Source organism: Streptomyces sp. NPDC096079 (genome assembly GCF_040303145.1).
Classification (GTDB): domain Bacteria; phylum Actinomycetota; class Actinomycetes; order Streptomycetales; family Streptomycetaceae; genus Streptomyces.
The window spans coordinates 19466-35501 of record NZ_JBEOST010000024.1 but is presented as its reverse complement, the minus strand read 5'-3'; the positions used below and the strand labels follow the sequence as shown (position 1 = coordinate 35501).

9 protein-coding genes are annotated in these 16036 nt (G+C 70.9%); 1 reads left to right on the top strand and 8 read right to left on the bottom strand.

The features are described from left to right. Positions 1 to 29 precede the first annotated feature (29 nt). The 6 genes from ABTY59_RS32390 to ABTY59_RS32365 form a co-directional block, all read right to left on the bottom strand. Complete coding sequence (locus ABTY59_RS32390; RefSeq protein WP_352022666.1) at positions 30 to 6701, bottom strand: RHS repeat-associated core domain-containing protein; 6672 nt, start codon at positions 6699 to 6701, stop codon at positions 30 to 32. A 1056-nt stretch (positions 6702 to 7757) separates the two neighbouring features. After that, complete coding sequence (locus ABTY59_RS32385; RefSeq protein WP_352022665.1) at positions 7758 to 8732, bottom strand: D-alanyl-D-alanine carboxypeptidase family protein; 975 nt, start codon at positions 8730 to 8732, stop codon at positions 7758 to 7760. 113 nt (positions 8733 to 8845) lie between these two features. Further along, complete coding sequence (locus ABTY59_RS32380) at positions 8846 to 10102, bottom strand: sensor histidine kinase (protein ID WP_352022664.1); 1257 nt, start codon at positions 10100 to 10102, stop codon at positions 8846 to 8848. A 16-nt stretch (positions 10103 to 10118) separates the two neighbouring features. Next, positions 10119 to 10877: a two-component system response regulator CseB gene (gene cseB, locus ABTY59_RS32375; RefSeq protein ID WP_502995452.1), complete on the bottom strand. Its 759-nt coding sequence runs from the start codon at positions 10875 to 10877 to the stop codon at positions 10119 to 10121. A gap of 65 nt (positions 10878 to 10942) precedes the next feature. Next, positions 10943 to 11950, bottom strand: a complete 1008-nt coding sequence (locus tag ABTY59_RS32370; protein WP_352022662.1) for an endonuclease/exonuclease/phosphatase family protein — start codon at positions 11948 to 11950, stop codon at positions 10943 to 10945. A gap of 169 nt (positions 11951 to 12119) precedes the next feature. Further along, positions 12120 to 13064, bottom strand: a complete 945-nt coding sequence (locus ABTY59_RS32365; protein ID WP_352022661.1) for a ligand-gated ion channel — start codon at positions 13062 to 13064, stop codon at positions 12120 to 12122. A gap of 318 nt (positions 13065 to 13382) precedes the next feature. Between ABTY59_RS32365 and ABTY59_RS32360 the strand changes: the two genes are divergently transcribed. Further along, complete coding sequence (locus ABTY59_RS32360) at positions 13383 to 14234, top strand: universal stress protein (protein WP_352022660.1); 852 nt, start codon at positions 13383 to 13385, stop codon at positions 14232 to 14234. A gap of 19 nt (positions 14235 to 14253) precedes the next feature. Here ABTY59_RS32360 and ABTY59_RS32355 read toward each other — a convergent pair whose 3' ends face one another. After that, positions 14254 to 14814: a hypothetical protein gene (locus ABTY59_RS32355; protein ID WP_352022659.1), complete on the bottom strand. Its 561-nt coding sequence runs from the start codon at positions 14812 to 14814 to the stop codon at positions 14254 to 14256. 59 nt (positions 14815 to 14873) lie between these two features. Then, on the bottom strand, positions 14874 to 16036 hold a 1163-nt coding region (locus ABTY59_RS32350), incomplete at its 5' end, for a MinD/ParA family ATP-binding protein (protein WP_352022658.1).

Below are 16036 nucleotides of genomic sequence, written 5' to 3'. Positions count from 1 at the left end.
GGGGGCACGGGGGTGGTGCGGGCGGAACGTCAGTTGCTGCGGCGCTTCTGCGCGTTGCGGTCGCCCGAGAGCTTCTCGTTGAACTTCTGCTTCTGCTTGGCCGCCTTCAGGACCTTCGGGTCAAGACAGGGCAGACCCTTGGCGGCCCTGTCGAGCGCCTCCTGTTCCGCGGCGGTCAAGGTCTTGCCGCTGGACTGCTTGCCGCCCTTCGACTGGGCGACGCTGGAACTGGTGTCCCAGGACGTGGTGTCGTCGCTGGTCGAGTCGTAGGTGGTGCCGTAACTCTGCGAGTCGCGCCAGCTGTTGATGCCCTCGCTGATGGCGTACGCCACCGCGATGACCGCCACGACCACGACCACGGCCACCACGAAGACGACCAGCGCCTCGGGCGCCGCGAGCACGGCCGCGACACCGCCCAGGAGGGCTCCGAAGAACCTTCCGCTGGGGTCGGCGTGGTTGAGCGGGTTGTTGTCGACGTACCCGTAGGCGCTGAGCGTGCTGCGCACCTCGGGGTCGACGGTGAGGAACTGCGCGGTCGCGGGGTCGTAGTACCTGGCGCGCAGGTAGGTCAGACCGGTTTCGGCGTCCGCGTACTGCCCCGAGAACTGCAGCGGGGACGACGCGCCGGTGTGCGCGCTGACGGTGCCGTACGGCGTGTAGCCGTACGTACCGGCGACCGCGCCGGCGGCGTCCGTCAGGGCGCGGGTGGAGCCGAGCTGGTCGTGGAAGTACCACTGGCTCCCGGCCGCGGTGATCTGCTCCACCGGGGTGCCGCCGGGACCGTAGAGGTAGCTGGTGGCCCCGTCGTACAGCAGGTTCGCGTCCTGGTCCGCGTCCCACGAGAAGGCGGTGGTCGTGGACCCCACCGTCTTGGAGGCGCGCAGACCGTTGCCGTCGTAGGCGTAGGTCGACGTGGTGCCGCCGACTTCGGCCTTGGTGAGGCGGCCGGCCTGGTCGTAGGTGTACGAGCTGACCGCGCCGGCCCCGGTGGTGGCCTTGGTCCGGTTGCCCTGCGGGTCGAAGGTGTAGGTGGTGGCGCCGGACGCGGGGGTGCCGCAGACCGGATCGACGGGCGCGGTGCCGGTCGTGGACCAGCACAGCTGACCGGCCGCGTCGAAGACCTGGTGGGTCGTTCCGACCTTGGTCGGGTTGCCGGCGGCGTCGTAGCCGAAGCCCGTGGTCACGGAGCCGGCCGTGGCGGCCTCCAGCTGGTCGCGCGGGGTGTAGCCGAAGGTCTGCGCGCCACCCGGTACGCCCGTGGACGTCTCGCCGCTGAGCTGGCCCGCGGGGTCACGGGTGTAGGTCAGGGAGGCGAGGGTGGCCGTGCCCTTCCGGAGGGTGTCCGTCATCCGCTGTCCGGCGTCGTTGAAGCCGGTGGTGGAGACGGTGCCGTTGGGGAAGGTGGTGGAGTTCCAGTGGCTGTCGGCGTCGTAGCCGAAGGTGGTGGACTTGGCGTTCCAGTCCAGCAGCCCGGTCAGCCGGTCGGCCTTGTCGAAGGTACGGGTGACGGTGCGGCCGGTGCCGCCGGGGTAGACGACGGAGGTCTCGTTGCCGTTGGCGTCGTAGCCGAACGTCGTGGTCGCGCCCGCGCCGTTGGTCTGCGAGGCCAGCTGGCCGAAGGCGTTGTAGGACCGGGTGGTGGTGCCCGTGCCGTCGGTCATCGCCGTCTGACGGCCCGCCGGGTCGTAGCTGATGGTGACGTTCGGCGTCGTGCCGTCGGAGTACGTGACCGTGATCGGCTTGCCGGCCGGGTCGTAGGTGTACGTGGTCACGCGGTTCTGCGGGTCGGTGGACGTCAGCATGTTGCCCGCGGTGTCGTAGGCGACCGTCGTGACCCGGTTGTCCGGGTCCTTCCTGGTGGTCTGCCGGCCCTGCCCGTCGTAGCCGTAGACGGTGGCGGCGTTCGCCGCGTCGACGGTCCTGGCCACGGTCCCGTCACCGTTGTAGACGGTCGTGAGCCTGCTGTTGTCGGGCAGGGTGACGCTGGTCTTCTGGTCGAAGGCGTCGAACCCGTTGACGGTCTTGCGGTTGTTGGCGTCGGTGGACGACGTCATGTTCCCGTTGGCGTCGAAGGTCGCCGACACGGAACGGCCCAGCGGGTCCACCGTCCTGGTGTGGTGGTCCCGGACGTCGTACGCGAAGGTGGTGCAGCCCTTGGCGGGCGGCGTGCAGCCGGGCACGGTGCCGGCGGCGACGCCCGCCGGGCTGACCATGGAGGTCATCAGGCCGCGTTCGGCGTCGTAGCCGTAGAGCGTCTTGTTGCCCTCGGCGTCGGTGGCGCTGGTGATGTTGCCGGCCGCGTCGAAGGTGTTCGTGCTGGTGTTGCCGCGGGCGTTCACCGTACGGGTGGCGTCCGCGGGGTGCGCGGCGTCCTCGTAGTAGATGCTCACCTGCCGGGCGGCGGCGGTGCCGCTCACCGGCTGCTGCGTGACGCTGGTGAGCAGTCCGAAGCCGCTGCCCGAGGCGGTGATGTGCCCGGCCTCGTCGTAGCCGTAGGTGGTCTGCAGGCCGGTCGGGTCGATCTTGGTGATCAGACGGTCCGTGGCGTCGTACGCCTGACTCGTGGTGAAGCCGCGGGCGTCGCTCGCCGAGATCTGGTTGCCGTGGTCGTCGTAGGCGAAGGTCTGGAGGTTCCCCTTGGGGTCACTCGCCGACGTCATGCCCATGCTGATCGGGTCGTACGTGTACGTCCACGTCCCCGCGTCGGCGGTGCCGAACCCCCGGGTCTCGGACGTCAGCATCCCGCTCTGGTAGGTGTAGAGCGTCTTGTGGCCCGCCGGGTCGGTGACCCGGGTCTGCCCGGCGGTCAGGCCCGCCGCGGCGTCCGGACCGTACTCGAAGACGGTCACGGCGCCCAGCGGGTCGGTCTGCTTCGTGACGCGCTCGGAGGCGTCGTACACGTTGGTCGTGACCGGGGCGGGGGTCGCCGTGGAGCCGAACTGCGCGGCGGAGCGCATCGACGTCATCAGGTGCGACGCGTCGTAGCCGAAGGTGGCGTGGTCGTCGTCCTTGAGCGTCGGGGCCCGGGTGGTCCCGGCACCGTAGACGTCGGTGAGGTTGCCGCCGGCGTCGTAGCCGTAGGTGACCTTGCGGCCCGCGGAGTCGGACAGGCCCGTGATGTGGCTGCCGGTCCAGGTCAGGGTGTAGACGCGACCGCCCGGGTCCGTGATGGTGCTCAGCTGCCCGGAGCCGTTGTAGGCCATGGTGGTGGCGTACGGCGGGGAGGCCTTGCTGCCCGCCAGGTCGGTCGCCGACAGCAGGCGCCCGGTGGCCGTGTCGAAGGTGAAGACCTCCTTCGACTTGCGCGTGAAGGTGTAGCTCGTGCCGGACTTGGTGAGGGACGCGTTGTAGCGCGGTGCGCTCGGGGCGTAGGTGCCCGAGCTGTTGACGAAGGTGACCTGGGAGCCGTCCTCCTGGCGGATCGTCACGTCACCGCTGGTGCCGTCGGTGGCGGCGGAGAGGTTGTAGGAGTGCGTCCAGCCCCAGCCGAAGGCTCCGTTGACGGCCAGCGCCGCGTTCGGTCCGGCCGGGCTGGAGAGCGCGGAGGCGTAGGTGCGGGAGAAGTTCAGCGCCGCGCCGCGGCCGGGCGTGCTGAGGTCGGTGATCGTCTCGCCGAAGTACCCGGTGCTGGTGTCCACGGGGTCACCGGCGGTGCGTCGCACACAGCCGCACTGGGTCCAGGCCGGGTTGCTGCCCTTGGGCGCGTCCTTGATGCCCGGCGGTCCGCCGATCGGCTGGCCCGGGGTGCCGCCCATCGGGATGAAGGCCACGGCGTCGTAGGCGACGTCGTAGTCGGCGTAGTTGATGTTGCCGGAGCCGGTGATCTCACTCTGGTTGGTGAGCTTGACGTTTCCGCCGTTCTGCATGGCGAAGGTGCCGATGGTGACCCATTCCTCGGATCCCCAGTCCTGGTTCACCCGGATCTTCCACGGGCTCACCCCGCCGCCCGGATTGATCGTGTAGACCACGTTGGTGGCTGAGGCCGCGGTCGACGGGAAATGCAGCTTGATCTTGTAGTACTGCAGCTTGGGCAGGTTGGGCGTCCACGTACCGGTGTTGATCAGGTCCGGGTTGGAGCCGTCCTCGGTGTGGGTGAACAGCACGTGTCCGCCGAAGCCCGCACCCAGCTGGTGGGTGTCCAGGGCGCCGATCGGGTCACCGGCGCCGTTGGTGCCGTAGGAGTACGTGAAGGTGCCGCCCTGCGACCAGTTCGACGCGCCACAGCCCACCCGGTTCAGCGGTGGCTGGCTCTGGGACTCGTCGACGATGATCGGTGACCCGTACCCGGCGTTCGGGACCTTGGAGGTGTCCAGGGTGCAGGTCGGCGGATGCGGATGGGGCTTGACCATGGCCGGTTCGGCCGATCCGGCCGCCGCGGTGTACGCGCTGGTCGCACATGTGGTGGCACAGTCCGAGATGAACGTCACGGGCGAGTGCCACCAGCACTGGAGGCTGGCCAGGGTGCAGTTCTTGGGGCTCTGCGCGCCCGTCGGGTCACACTTGTTGTCGGCCGTGCAGAACGACCCGACCGGCGGGATCTGCAGCCAGGTCTTGCCGCCGTGGTAGTCGGGCTTGGCGTACGCCGGCTGGTTGAAGCGCAGGATGGGCTGGCCCATCCATCCCATGATGCGCTCCTGGTAGGGCCAGCTCGCGGGGTGCGAGGCGTCCGCGTAGGAGGAGCGCAGGTAGGGGGCGCGGGTCGGCGGGTAGTCGGGGTTGGCCGGGTTGTTCGCCCAGCCGAGGCCCCAGGTGCCGTCCGCTCCGACGCAGGTGGGGCTCGGAACGCAGCCCGTGGTGTTGCCGAAGGCCGCGGTGGGCTGGACGCCGGAGTTGTACGCCCAGGCGGCCAGGTACCAGTTCTCCAGGTAGCGGGGGTTGCCGCCGTTGACGGTGATGCCCGCGTCGTAGAGCTGGTTCCAGGTCCTCTCCAGGATCTGGAGGCCCGCGGACACGTTCTCCTGGTAGTCGACCGCGATCTTCGTCTGGCCGTTCACCGAGTAGGTGGTGTCACCCTTGGACATGCCGGTGGTGACCTGACCCAGACCGTAGCCGCAGTCACCCTTGGCGTAGTCCATGTGGCTGATCGAACCGCCGGCGCCGTAGTAGTCGCCCACCAGCGCACCGCCCGCGATGCCCGGCAGGGCGTGCCAGGAGGCCTGGCTGAAGTTGCTCTCCTGCGCGACGATCGCCTGGTAGAGGGAGCGCGGCACCGAGTCGAAGGTGTCGTTCGCCGGGTGCTTGAGCACCACGCGGCCGAAGTCGCTGTTGGGGGCGTACGCCGCCAGGCCCAGGTTCGCGTACCCGGCCGGGCGGGTGTAGGCCGAGCCCGTCAGCAGCCCCTGCTCGGCCATCTGGATGGCCCAGGAGACCTGCTCCGTACCGGGCTGGAGGACCTGCCGGTTCTCGGCCAGACGGTCCACCGCGCACTTGGGCGTCGTCTGCCCGGCCGCCGCAAGGGCGGAGACCGAGGGGGACGTCTTCGCCTGCGGCAGGACGGAACCGGAAGCCGGCGCGGCGCTCAGGGACGTGGCGCCGGCGGACGGCGCGGCGACGGGCTTCGCCACCGGCGCCGGCAGGGCGGTGACCGCGGACCGGGTGGACTTCGCCGCCGGGCGGTTCAGGAGCCCGCCCGTCCTCGTGGCCAGCACCAGGGGCGCGGACGAGGCGGTCTTGGCGCCGTCGCCTATCAGGGCACCGCCGTCGAGGGAGACGGCGGTGACGCCGTTCGGGAGGCCCTTGGCCTGTGCCCTGGTGATTCCGGAGCCGGGGGCGACCTCGCTGGCACCCACGGCGATGGCGTGGCCGGAACGGCCCTGCATCAGGCGCAGCGACTCCTTGGGGCCCCGCCCCAGGGTGGAGAGCTTGCCGGATCGCAGCCGCATCAGCCTCGACGGCTCGGAGCGCTCGGGCCGGACCGCGAAGTCCACCGTTCCCTCTGCCGTCGGCCGCAGGTCGTACGCGTCACCGTCGACCCTCGCGAGCACCTTCGGCGCCGCGGAGCCCGCCGGCGGCGAGGGGATCCGGACGAGGGCGTCACCCATCACGCCGACCGGGCCCTCGGAGGTGGGGACCACGGAGGTCACCTGCCCCTGCACGGTGGCGGTGCTGCGGATCCTGCCCGTGGGCAGATCCACCGAGAGGACCTGCGTACTGCGCTGGTTCTCACCGGGGTTGACGACGAACGTCGCCTCTCCGGTGAGGCCGCAGCCTGGCGAGTGGTACTTCAGCGCCACGCCGGTGGCCACGGGCTTGACGGCTCCGCTGCGCAGATCGACCGTGTACGCGAACGCCCCGTGGTCCCGGGCCTCCGCCCGGTTGACGGCGGACGCCGGCAGGATAGCCACGGCCGCGTGGCGCCCGTCGCCGGAGACGCACTGATAACCCGTCCAGGAGGCGTCGTCGATGCCTCCCGGACGCATGACCGCCAGTTCGCGCCAGGTGTAGCCGCCGGCGCCGGTGCCCACCGCCAGGTGGTAACCCGCGCTGTCACCCCACCCGTTGACGAGGACGTCCGCGGCCGGACCCGTCGACTCGGCGGGCGTCCGCGCGGCGGACGCGTCCGCCGCCGGGACGGACGCCGCACGCGCGGGGGCCTTCGGGCCGGGCGCCGCGGACGCGGGGGCCGGTGGAGCCGCCAGCACGGACAGGGCCAGGAGCAAGGTCCCTGGTACGCCCAGCGTGGGCCATCTCAATCGCGACAAGGAAACTCCCCATGAAGGGGTGCGCACAGTGCACACTCCACGGGCCGCGCTGGATCCACCAGCACGGCGGATCCCGGCCGGATCCGGGCCGGACCGGCAGGGAAACTCTTGGACGAGGGCAGGGTCGAGCCCGGCGGCGGCGGCCGTGGTCAGGGACGGAGGAGAGGGGTGCACCGGCCGGACTGTGTCTGACGCGCCCCCTCCACGCGTCGGCCTTGACGGAAAGCAGGGGCGGCCTGATAGCCCCGCCCACGTCGAACGTGATCATTAGAGCATTCTTAAATCCAGACAATCGATACAAATGCCAAGCCGAACAGTAAAGACTTGCCATGGACATACCCAGAATCGATTCAGGAAGCGGGACCCCGCCGGATTCCGCGGAATGGCAACCGCCGTCCCGGTGCCCGGATTCCCCCGTGGAGTCCGGAATCAAGAAGAAGATTCCGGCCGGCGTGGACAATTGCTCCACAGGGCCGAGACGAAAAGGAGGGAAATCACGGAAAAACGCGGCACGAACGGTAGCCACCGCACGGGGGCGAGCACGCCCGCAACGCCGTGCCGACGCTGAGGAAGCACAGCGAGACCTCGTGCCTTCAGCGCCTGTTGCGTGCGAATCCCGCGAGCCCCTGGGTGCCTCCGCACCCCCTGCCTCGCGTCTCGGCGTTGGCGTACACCAGATCCGATCTGCCGCGGACAGGCAGTACCGGGACCCGGCGCGTACTCCACGCCGGCCCTGGCCCGGGACAACACCGCCACGGTGATTGTGGCGAGCGATGTGAACAACGGCGTGCGCCATTACCGGAACGTGCAGGGGAACCCCGGCTGGCCCTGGACATTGCGGACGGCGGTACGACTTCATCGATCGTTGCGCAGGCTGCGAACGGTGAAATCCACTTCTGGCGGAAGCCGAACGGCACGGGCTCGTGGACCCGGGACGTCGTCGAGTGGCCCGACATCGCAGGCAAACCGTCGCCGACCCGGAACACGACGGCCAGTCGGATCGCCGCCCTCGGGAACGCGGGCACCACGATCCGCGCCCAGACCCTCAAGCCCCGATCACGCCCCCGCGAGGGCCTGGGGGAGGGCGCTGCGAATGGCGGTGATCAGGGTGTGGCTCGCGTCGAAGGCGGCGGCCATGCCCTGGGTGGGGTTGGTGCCGGCCTGCTGGTGGAGGACGACACCGAGGATGAGGTGGGACGTTCCCCCGATCTCCTTGGTGGCGGCCCACATGAGGTTCCCGCCGGCCGGGGTGGAGGAGCCGGTCTTCAGACCGATCACTCCGTCCTGGCCGAGGAGCCGGTTGCTGTTGTCGATCCGCACGCCGACGCCGGGTGCTGTGACGGTGGGCGTGGCGACGATCTGGCGGAAGGCCTCGTTCTTCATGACGGCGCGGGCCAGCTTCAGCTGGTCGGTCGCCGTGCTCTGCGTGCTCGGCTCCATGCCCGAGGCTCCCGTGTAGACCGTGCGGTCCATTCCGAGCTTCGACGCGGCCTTGTTCATCTTCTTGGCGAACTCCTCCTGGCTTCCGGCATCCCAGCGGGCCAGGAGCCGGGCCACGTTGTTTCCGGACGGCAGCATCATGAGTTCCAGGAGCTGGCGCTGGGTGTACGTGTGGCCGGCCACGACAGGTGCGGTCGATTCGCTTGAGGAGTACGACTCGTCGGCGGCCTGCTGGTCGGCGGTCACCGTCTCGCCCTGCTGCCCCGCCGGCAAGGGGTGGTCGTCGAGGATCACGTACGCGGTCATGACCTTGGTGATGCTGGCGATCGGCACCGGTGTCTGTTCGCCTCGGGTCCCGAGGCTTCCGACGCCTTCGACCTCCGCGCTCGCCTGGCCTTCCGTCGGCCACGGCAGGTCCATCGCCCGGCTCAGGGCGGCATGCGGTGCGGTGCCGGCGGCGCCGAGGCCGGAGGACTCCCCTCTGCCGACGGTGTGACAGCCGGCCGTGCCGCTCATGAGGAGGACGGCGGACAGGTACAGGGCGGCGGGCCGGCGAAGACGGCGGCGGTGACGGCGGGCGCTGTCGGACATGAGGTACCTCCCAGGCGGTTCAGGTGCGGATCCCGCACCTGAACTCACCTTCGAGGGCGCGTGCTTCCGGCCTCGTGCGCCTCTGTTTCCGCCGCCGTGGGGTCGTATTGCGGTTACGTTTCAGACGGGGGCGAGGCCAGGTCGAGGGTGGCGGTCGCGCCTCCGTCGGGGGCGTTGGCGAAGGTCAGCCGCGCTCCGAGGACTTCGGCCTGCCCCAGCGCGATGGTGAGTCCGAGGCCGTGGCCGCGTCCCCGCTCGGAGGATCCCGTACGGAAGCGCTGCGGTCCTTCGGCGAGGAGCGTGGCGGGCAAGCCGGGTCCGTGGTCCCGTACGACGATCCGCGTGCCGGCGACCGTGACCTCGACAGGGGCGGCTCCGTGCCGGTGCGCGTTGGTGACCAGGTTGATCACGATCCGCTCCACCCTGCGCGGGTCGGTCTCCACGACCTGGGCGTCCCCGGTCGTGACGACGGTCTGCGTCCCGGTCCGGCGCACGACGTCGGTGACCAGGTCCCCCAGGGGGACGACGTCGGTCCGGGCCCGTTCGGCGCCCGCGTCGAGCCGGGAGATCTCCAGGAGGTCTTCGACCAGGCCGTTCAGTGCCAGGGCCCGGTCGCGTACGAGTTCCGCCGCTTCGTCGTCCTGCGGGAGCAGCCCCGCGGCGGTGGAGAGGCCCATCAAAGGGGTACGCAGTTCATGGGCGACGTCCGCGGTGAACCGCCGCTCGTTCTCCAGCTTGCGCTGCAGGGCTTCGGCCATCACGTCCACGGCGGCCGACATCTCGGTGATCTCGTCACGGGCTCGCCCGCGCGAGCCGATCCGGGCGTCGAGGTCGCCGTCGGCGATGGCCCGGGCCGTGCGGGAACCACGGCGCAGTCGGCGGTTCATCGGCTCGGTGGCCAGCGCGGCCAGCGGCACGACGACGGCGAGGGCGGCGAGCACGGCCTTGATGATGCTGCGGTCCAGCAGCTGGAGGCCGCGCACCTCGGCGCTCATGTCCGTCCGGGCGACGAGTACGCGGTTGTCGCCGACGGGCATGGCCGCCCACAGCCAGTACCAGTTGGGGGGCCTCCGGTCGTACCAGGTCGCGTACAGACCGTTCGGATCCTTGGTTGCCAGTGCGTGCGCGAGGGGCGCTTCCAGCTCTTGGGGCGTACGGATCTCGATGTCGATGGGTGCGGTGCCGGTGCGGGTGTACTCGCGCTCCGCGGCGGTCAGCCGGGCGCCGACGCGCTGTTCGCCCGTGCGGTCGCCGCGTTCGGACATGGCTTGGTGGACGAGTACGCCGATCACCGCGGCCACCGCGCAGCAGGCGGCCGCGGTCAGGGCCGCGATCTTCCAGCGCAGGGCGCGCGGGTTGAGGAGTGCCATGGTCCGGTTCGGTCTCTCAGTCGCGGACGAGTTTGTAGCCGAAGCCGCGGACGGTCTCGATCCGGCCGGTTCCGATCTTCTTGCGGAGGCGCAGCACGCACAGGTCGACGACCCGGGAGTCTCCCTCCCAGCCGTAGTCCCAGACGTCGCGGAGCAGCCGCCGTCGGTCCAGCACGGTGCCGGGTGCGGCGGCGAACTCCAGGAGGAGGCGAAGTTCGGTGGGGGTCAGCGGGACGGGCCGGCCGTCGCGGTGCACTTCGAGACCGACGGTGTTCACGGTCAGGTCGCCGAAGACCAGCACGCCGGGCGCCACCGCAGCGGCTTGGTCCGCGCGTACGTGCGGGTCCGGGGAGCGGGTCGACTGCTTCTCGGCCTCGTCGGGTCGTCCGAAGCTCGCGCGGCGCAGCAGCATGCGGATGCGGGCGACGAGGACGGCGGTGTCGACGGGTTTGACGACGTAGTCGTCGGCGCCTGCTTCCAGGCCCGCGACGACGTCGAGGGCGTCGCCGCGGGCGGACATCATCAGGATCGGTACCAGGCTCTCCTCCCGGATGCGCTGGCACAGCCCGATGCCGTCTAGCTCGGGCAGCATGACGTCCAGGATCAGCAGATCATGGGCGTCGGCTCGGAACGCCTCCAGGCCGGCGAGGCCGTCCGCGGCCACGGCGACCCGATAGCCGTAGCGCTCCAGGAAGAGCTGCACGGCGCGGCGGATGACGGCGTCGTCCTCGACGACGAGGATGCTGACGGGGCCTGGTACTCGGATGGCCGACATACCACCAATCTGCTCATGGGCGGGCATATGTTCTACGTCATCGTAGTCAGCGCCGGGTGGCGTGGTCACAGCCGCAGCGAGGCCGCGACGGGGAGGTGGTCGCTGCCCGTGGCCGGGAGCGACCAGGAGGAGGCGGGGTCGACTCCCCTGACGAGGACCTGGTCGATGCGCACCAACGGGAACGAAGCCGGCCAGGTGAGGCCGAAGCCCGCGCCCGCTTCGCCGTGCGCGGAGCGCAGCTGTGAGGTCAGCGGGCCGAGGGCAGAGTCCTCGTCCGTCCCGTTGAAGTCGCCCATCACGATGACGCGGGGCAGTCGTTCGGCCCGCACGGCTTCGGCGAGATTCCTTCCCGCCTCGTTGCGGCGGTCGGTGGCGAAGCCGAGGGGGGTCACCCGCACCGACGCGAGGTGAGCGGCGAACACGGCGACGGAGCCTTGCGGGGTGTCGACCGTGGCCCGTACCGCACGGGTCCAGGGCATGATCGGCACGGGTTCCACCTGGCGCAGCCGGTACTTGCTCCACAGCCCGATGCCGAGGTGTACCGAGTGGTACGGGTAGGCCTCCGCCAGCTCACGCTCGTACGCGGGCGTGCTCGTGGAGGACAGCTCCTCCAGGGCGAGGACGTGCGCGCCGGACCGGGCGAGGGCGCGCGCGGTGCCTTCGGGATCAGGGTTCGCCTCGTCCACGTTGTGGGTGACCACGATCAGGTCTCCGCCCTCGGAGCTCTTGTCGGCCACCACATCGTGGAAGAGCGAGCCCCAGACGACCGCGGGCGCGAGCACCGCGACGGCCGCGATCCGGGAGCGTCGAACCGCCGCCAAGGTGAGCAGGACCGGAACGCTCAGCCCGGCCCACGGCAGGAAGGTCTCGAACAGGCTGCCGAGCCGGCCGACCCCGTTGGGGATCCGGGCGTGCAGCGCCATCAGGAGGGCCGCGCAGAGCGCGAAGCCGGCGATCAGCCGTCCGCGACGACCCGTGCGGGCGCCGGCTTCACGCGACCCGGCACCCTCGTGGGGCGGGTCGGCCGGCCCCGGACGGGTGGCGGGAGTGGGGCGATGGGGAGTACTCAACATGACAACGGCCTCCGGCGTCACGTACACCGGGAATCGGGTACGGGCACAGAGTCCCGTGGGCACGCTTCCAGCCGACCCGATCACCGCTTCGAGCGCCCCACGGCTTTGTTTCGGCTACGTATCGACGCGAGCCGGATCAGACGTACGTGACCACCCACCGGGACACCCCTCAGGTGACGGCGAAGCCGATGCTGATGGCGTTGGCGGCCAGGAACACGACCGTGGTCGATACCGACACGATCGTGTTCGTCCGTCGTGCCGAGGCCCTCTTCTCGGGATCGGCCCACCGGTAGAGGATGTAGGACGTGCAGCCCACGCCGACCAGGGTGTAGAGCAGAGTGGCCAGATGGATCTGGTCCACCAGGGTCACCCCGAAGGAGGTCCCCGTCAGACTGGTGGCGCGCATGCTGATGACCACGCTGAAGAGGGACGCCCCCAGAATCCCGAATCGTGCTCCCACCACGGTGATGAAGTCGGCCGCCCAGATCCAGTACGAGATGAAGGAGATCAGAAAGGCGACATAGGCCGGCCATGCCTGTCTGATGAATCCGGCCAGGTCACTCCTCTCCAGGCGGAGATCGATGACGAACTGGCTGTACCGGCTGTCCTTGCCGTGGGCGATCCGAGGGTCACCGAAGGACGTCTGGTAGGCGTGGGTGATCACCCCCGCGTCGAAGCCCTTGATCTGGAACCCTTCGAGGCCGATGGAGTGGTCGTATCCGGAATTCGCGTTGTCGGCGACGTAGGTGAACTGGGAGGAATCGTATTCGGAGTCCTCGATCCGGATCTTCACGTTCTGTTCGTCGAAGGGGTACTCGCGCAAATCGAATTCCTGCCGGAACGTCCCGGACACCTTCACCTGGGACCAGTACTCGTTGCCGACTCTCTCCACGGACCTGTCGCTCTGACTCGCATCCTTCGCATTGACGAACTCCAGGCGTCGGGTGACGTCCAGGTCGGCGGTGGGGCACACGCTCCACAACCAGAAGTCGGCGTTGATGGTCCGCGGTGAGACGTCGAATCCGTAGAGGTCCGTGACGTAGGCGCCGATGCGGCAGCTGGCGGGCGCGGCCGTGGCCGCGGGGGCCGACCATCCCGCGACGGCAGAGACCATCGCGCACAACGCCAGTGTGATGAGCCCCCGCCGCATCAGGTCTGCCGGCCTTCCGGCCCGGATTCCCCTGCTGGGTCGGCGGTCGGGCATTCCCATCGGCTCAAACTAGCGGAGCCCGCCGACGCTCGTTCCGGGCGACACGGGCGTCCCGGCGGCGTCCTCCGCCGGACGGAGTACTTCGGCAGCGTCGCCGAACGCTGTGCACGCCATTGTTCAACCGACTGGGTAGCTTCCTGGCCAGGTGCCCTCGCACACGGATCCCCATCGGAGCCCCTGTGAGGGCCTGCCCACGATGGCCCGAGATGAGGAGAGAGCAGCGTGTCCCGACCTGTCACTGTGGGAGTGGACGGCTCTGAGGCAAGCATGGCGGCGGTGGACTGGGCCGCCGACGAGGCGGCGCTGCGCGGCGACAGACTGCGGCTGGTGTACGCCACACGGTGGGCGGAGCATCAGTTGGGGGCGATGAAGGTGTCGCACGAAGACCGTGCCGGTGCGGCGGAAGGCGTGCTGGCCGAGACCGAGCGGCACGTCGGGTCCCGGCAGCCGGACCTCGCCATGACCGCAGACGAGGTCGAGGACGCGCCCGTCAGCGTGCTGCTCGCCGCCGCCGCCGAGTCGGAGCTGCTCGTCGTGGGCTCGCACGGGCTGGGCAGCGTCCGCGGGTTCGTCGTCGGTTCGGTGGGGCAGGAGGTCATCGCGGCAGCAGAGCGTCCGGTGGTTCTCGTTCGCCCCGGAAACGAGCAGGACGGCCCCGCCGCCTCCGAGGGGAACAGTCGCAGGAAGCTGGTCCTCGGTCTGGACGTGAACGACGTCAAGGACGAGGTCCTGCACTTCGCGTTCGACTTCGCCGGGCGGCACCGCGTCCCGCTGGAGATCGTGCACACGTGGCACGACTCCTTCGTTCACCACCCCAGCGCTGCCGCGAAGGACGAGATGGCGGCAGCGCTCGCCGGCGCGGTCCGACCGTTCCGGGAGAGGTTCCCGGGGACGGAGGTGGCGGAGGTGAGCACTCCGGGGCGGGCGGCCGAGCGTCTCATCGAGGCGGCATCGGACGCGCGCCTGGTGGTCGTCGGCCGGCGCCGGGCGGCACGGGGCGCCCACATCGGATCCGTCACCCACGCCCTCATCCACCACGCCCCCTGTCCCGTGGCTGTCGTGCCGCACACCTGACGGCCGGGTGGCCCGGGGTCTACCAGGGGCTGCTGCTGCTCGTCGACGTCGCGCCCCCGGAAGCACTCCCCGAAGCGCCCCCGGAAGTCGTGGGCGTGGTGCCGAAGACGGAACCGCCCGAGACGGACCCCCTGGGTGCGGAGACGGGGTCGGCCGCCGTCCGGCGGACCGGGGTGCGCGCCGTCGACTGGGTCACCGACCGGGCCGGTGCCTCCCGGCCCGCCTCGCGCGGGCGCTCGTCCACCTCGCCGACCCGCTCCAGACGCAGCACCAGGTTGCGCTCCTGCCGGACGCGCCCCGGCCAGTCCACGTCCTTGCTGGTGATCGTCTGCGTACGCACGCCGTCCACCGTCTCCCAGCGGGTCCTGACCGCACGGACGTTGGGCCGCCACCGGCCCTCGTACTGGTGCTCCACCTCCAGGTGCCAGCTCGGCGCGTCCACGTGCCGGACCGTCCCCACCTCGCCGGGGATCTCGATCCGTGCTCCGCGCGCACCGGACACGGTGACCACCGCGCGCTGGGGCCAGTCGGCGTCCAGGCCGATGACGGTGATCCGGCAGGGGCCCTCGTACCAGGCCATGGGTGCTCTCCAGTGTTCTCGGGGACGGGCGTGAAGAAGATGACGGGGGAGGGGCGGTGTCAGTCGTGGGGGAAGTTCCGGGCGAGGAGCCTCGCGAGCTCGTGGTACGCGTCCCGGGTGCGGCCCCGCACCGTCTCCGGGTCGACCTCGCCGCCCCGGGCCAGACGGGGGTCGTACGGGACGGTCACCACGGCCCGGCAGCGCTGCCGGAGACGGGCGGAGACCTCGTCCACCAGGGCCGGCCGCCCCGAGGAGGACCGCACGCCGGAGATGACGGTCACCGCCTCCCGTGCCTTCTCCTCGTGGCCGAGGGCGGCCAGCCGGTCGAAGACCAGACCGGCGCCGCTCACACCGTCCTCGCCCGGTGTGGCCGCGACGACCAGCTGGTCCGACAGGTCCAGGACGGCACACAGGACGTCGTGCGGCATGCCGGTCCCGGCATCGGTGAGGACCAGCGGGTACTGACCGGCGAGCACCTCCACGACCTGCCGGTACTCCTGCTCGCCCAGGGCCCGCGGGTCCGCCGGGTCCGGGTCGTGCGCCACGACCTCCAGACCGCTGGGCGTCTGCGAGGTGAAGGCCCGGATGTCCATGTAGGTGCGCAGCCGGGGCAGCGCCGCCACCAGGTCGAGCACGGTGGCGCCTGACTGCCGCCGGACGCGGCGGCCCAGGGCTCCCGAGTCCGGGCTCGCGTCCACGGCGACCACCCGGTCGGCCCGCTCCCGCGCGAGGACCGCGCCGAGGGCCAAGGTGGTGGTCGTCTTCCCGGCCCCGCCGTTCAGACCGATCACCGCGATCCGATGGCTGCGCAGCAGCGGGGCCCGGAGGACGTCGGCGGCATGGCCCGCCCCTCCGCGCCGCCCGATCCGGAAGAGGGAGCGGGACGCACGCCGCACCGGCCGCGTCTCCGCCACGGGCTCGGCCGGGACCGCCGGTGCCGGCGGGGCCGGCGCGGCAAGGGCCACGGGCTGCTCCGGAGCCTTCGCCGGCGGTTCGGGCTCCGCCGGGGCGGGCGCGGCCGTCGCTTCGGGCTCCGGCGGGGTGGGCTCCGCCGCAGGCTCGGGCTCCGGCGCCGCAAGGGCCGCGGGCTGCTCCGGAGCCTTCGCTGTCGGTTCGGGCTCCGCTGGGGCGGGCGCGGCCGTCGCTTCGGGCTCCGGCGGGGTGGGCTCCGCCGCAGGCTCGGGCTCCGGCGCCGCAAGGGCCGCGGGCTGCTCCGGAGCCT

What these genes read in the sequence shown, in the direction of transcription:
- ABTY59_RS32355 (WP_352022659.1), bottom strand. Translation starts at nt 14,814, where the DNA reads ATGGCCTGGTACGAGGGCCCCTGCCGGATCACCGTCATCGGCCTGGAC.
- ABTY59_RS32385 (WP_352022665.1), bottom strand. Translation starts at nt 8,732, where the DNA reads ATGTCCGACAGCGCCCGCCGTCACCGCCGCCGTCTTCGCCGGCCCGCC.
- ABTY59_RS32380 (WP_352022664.1), bottom strand. Translation starts at nt 10,102, where the DNA reads ATGGCACTCCTCAACCCGCGCGCCCTGCGCTGGAAGATCGCGGCCCTG.
- ABTY59_RS32365 (WP_352022661.1), bottom strand. Translation starts at nt 13,064, where the DNA reads ATGGTCTCTGCCGTCGCGGGATGGTCGGCCCCCGCGGCCACGGCCGCG.
- cseB (WP_502995452.1), bottom strand. Translation starts at nt 10,877, where the DNA reads ATGTCGGCCATCCGAGTACCAGGCCCCGTCAGCATCCTCGTCGTCGAG.
- ABTY59_RS32370 (WP_352022662.1), bottom strand. Translation starts at nt 11,950, where the DNA reads ATGTTGAGTACTCCCCATCGCCCCACTCCCGCCACCCGTCCGGGGCCG.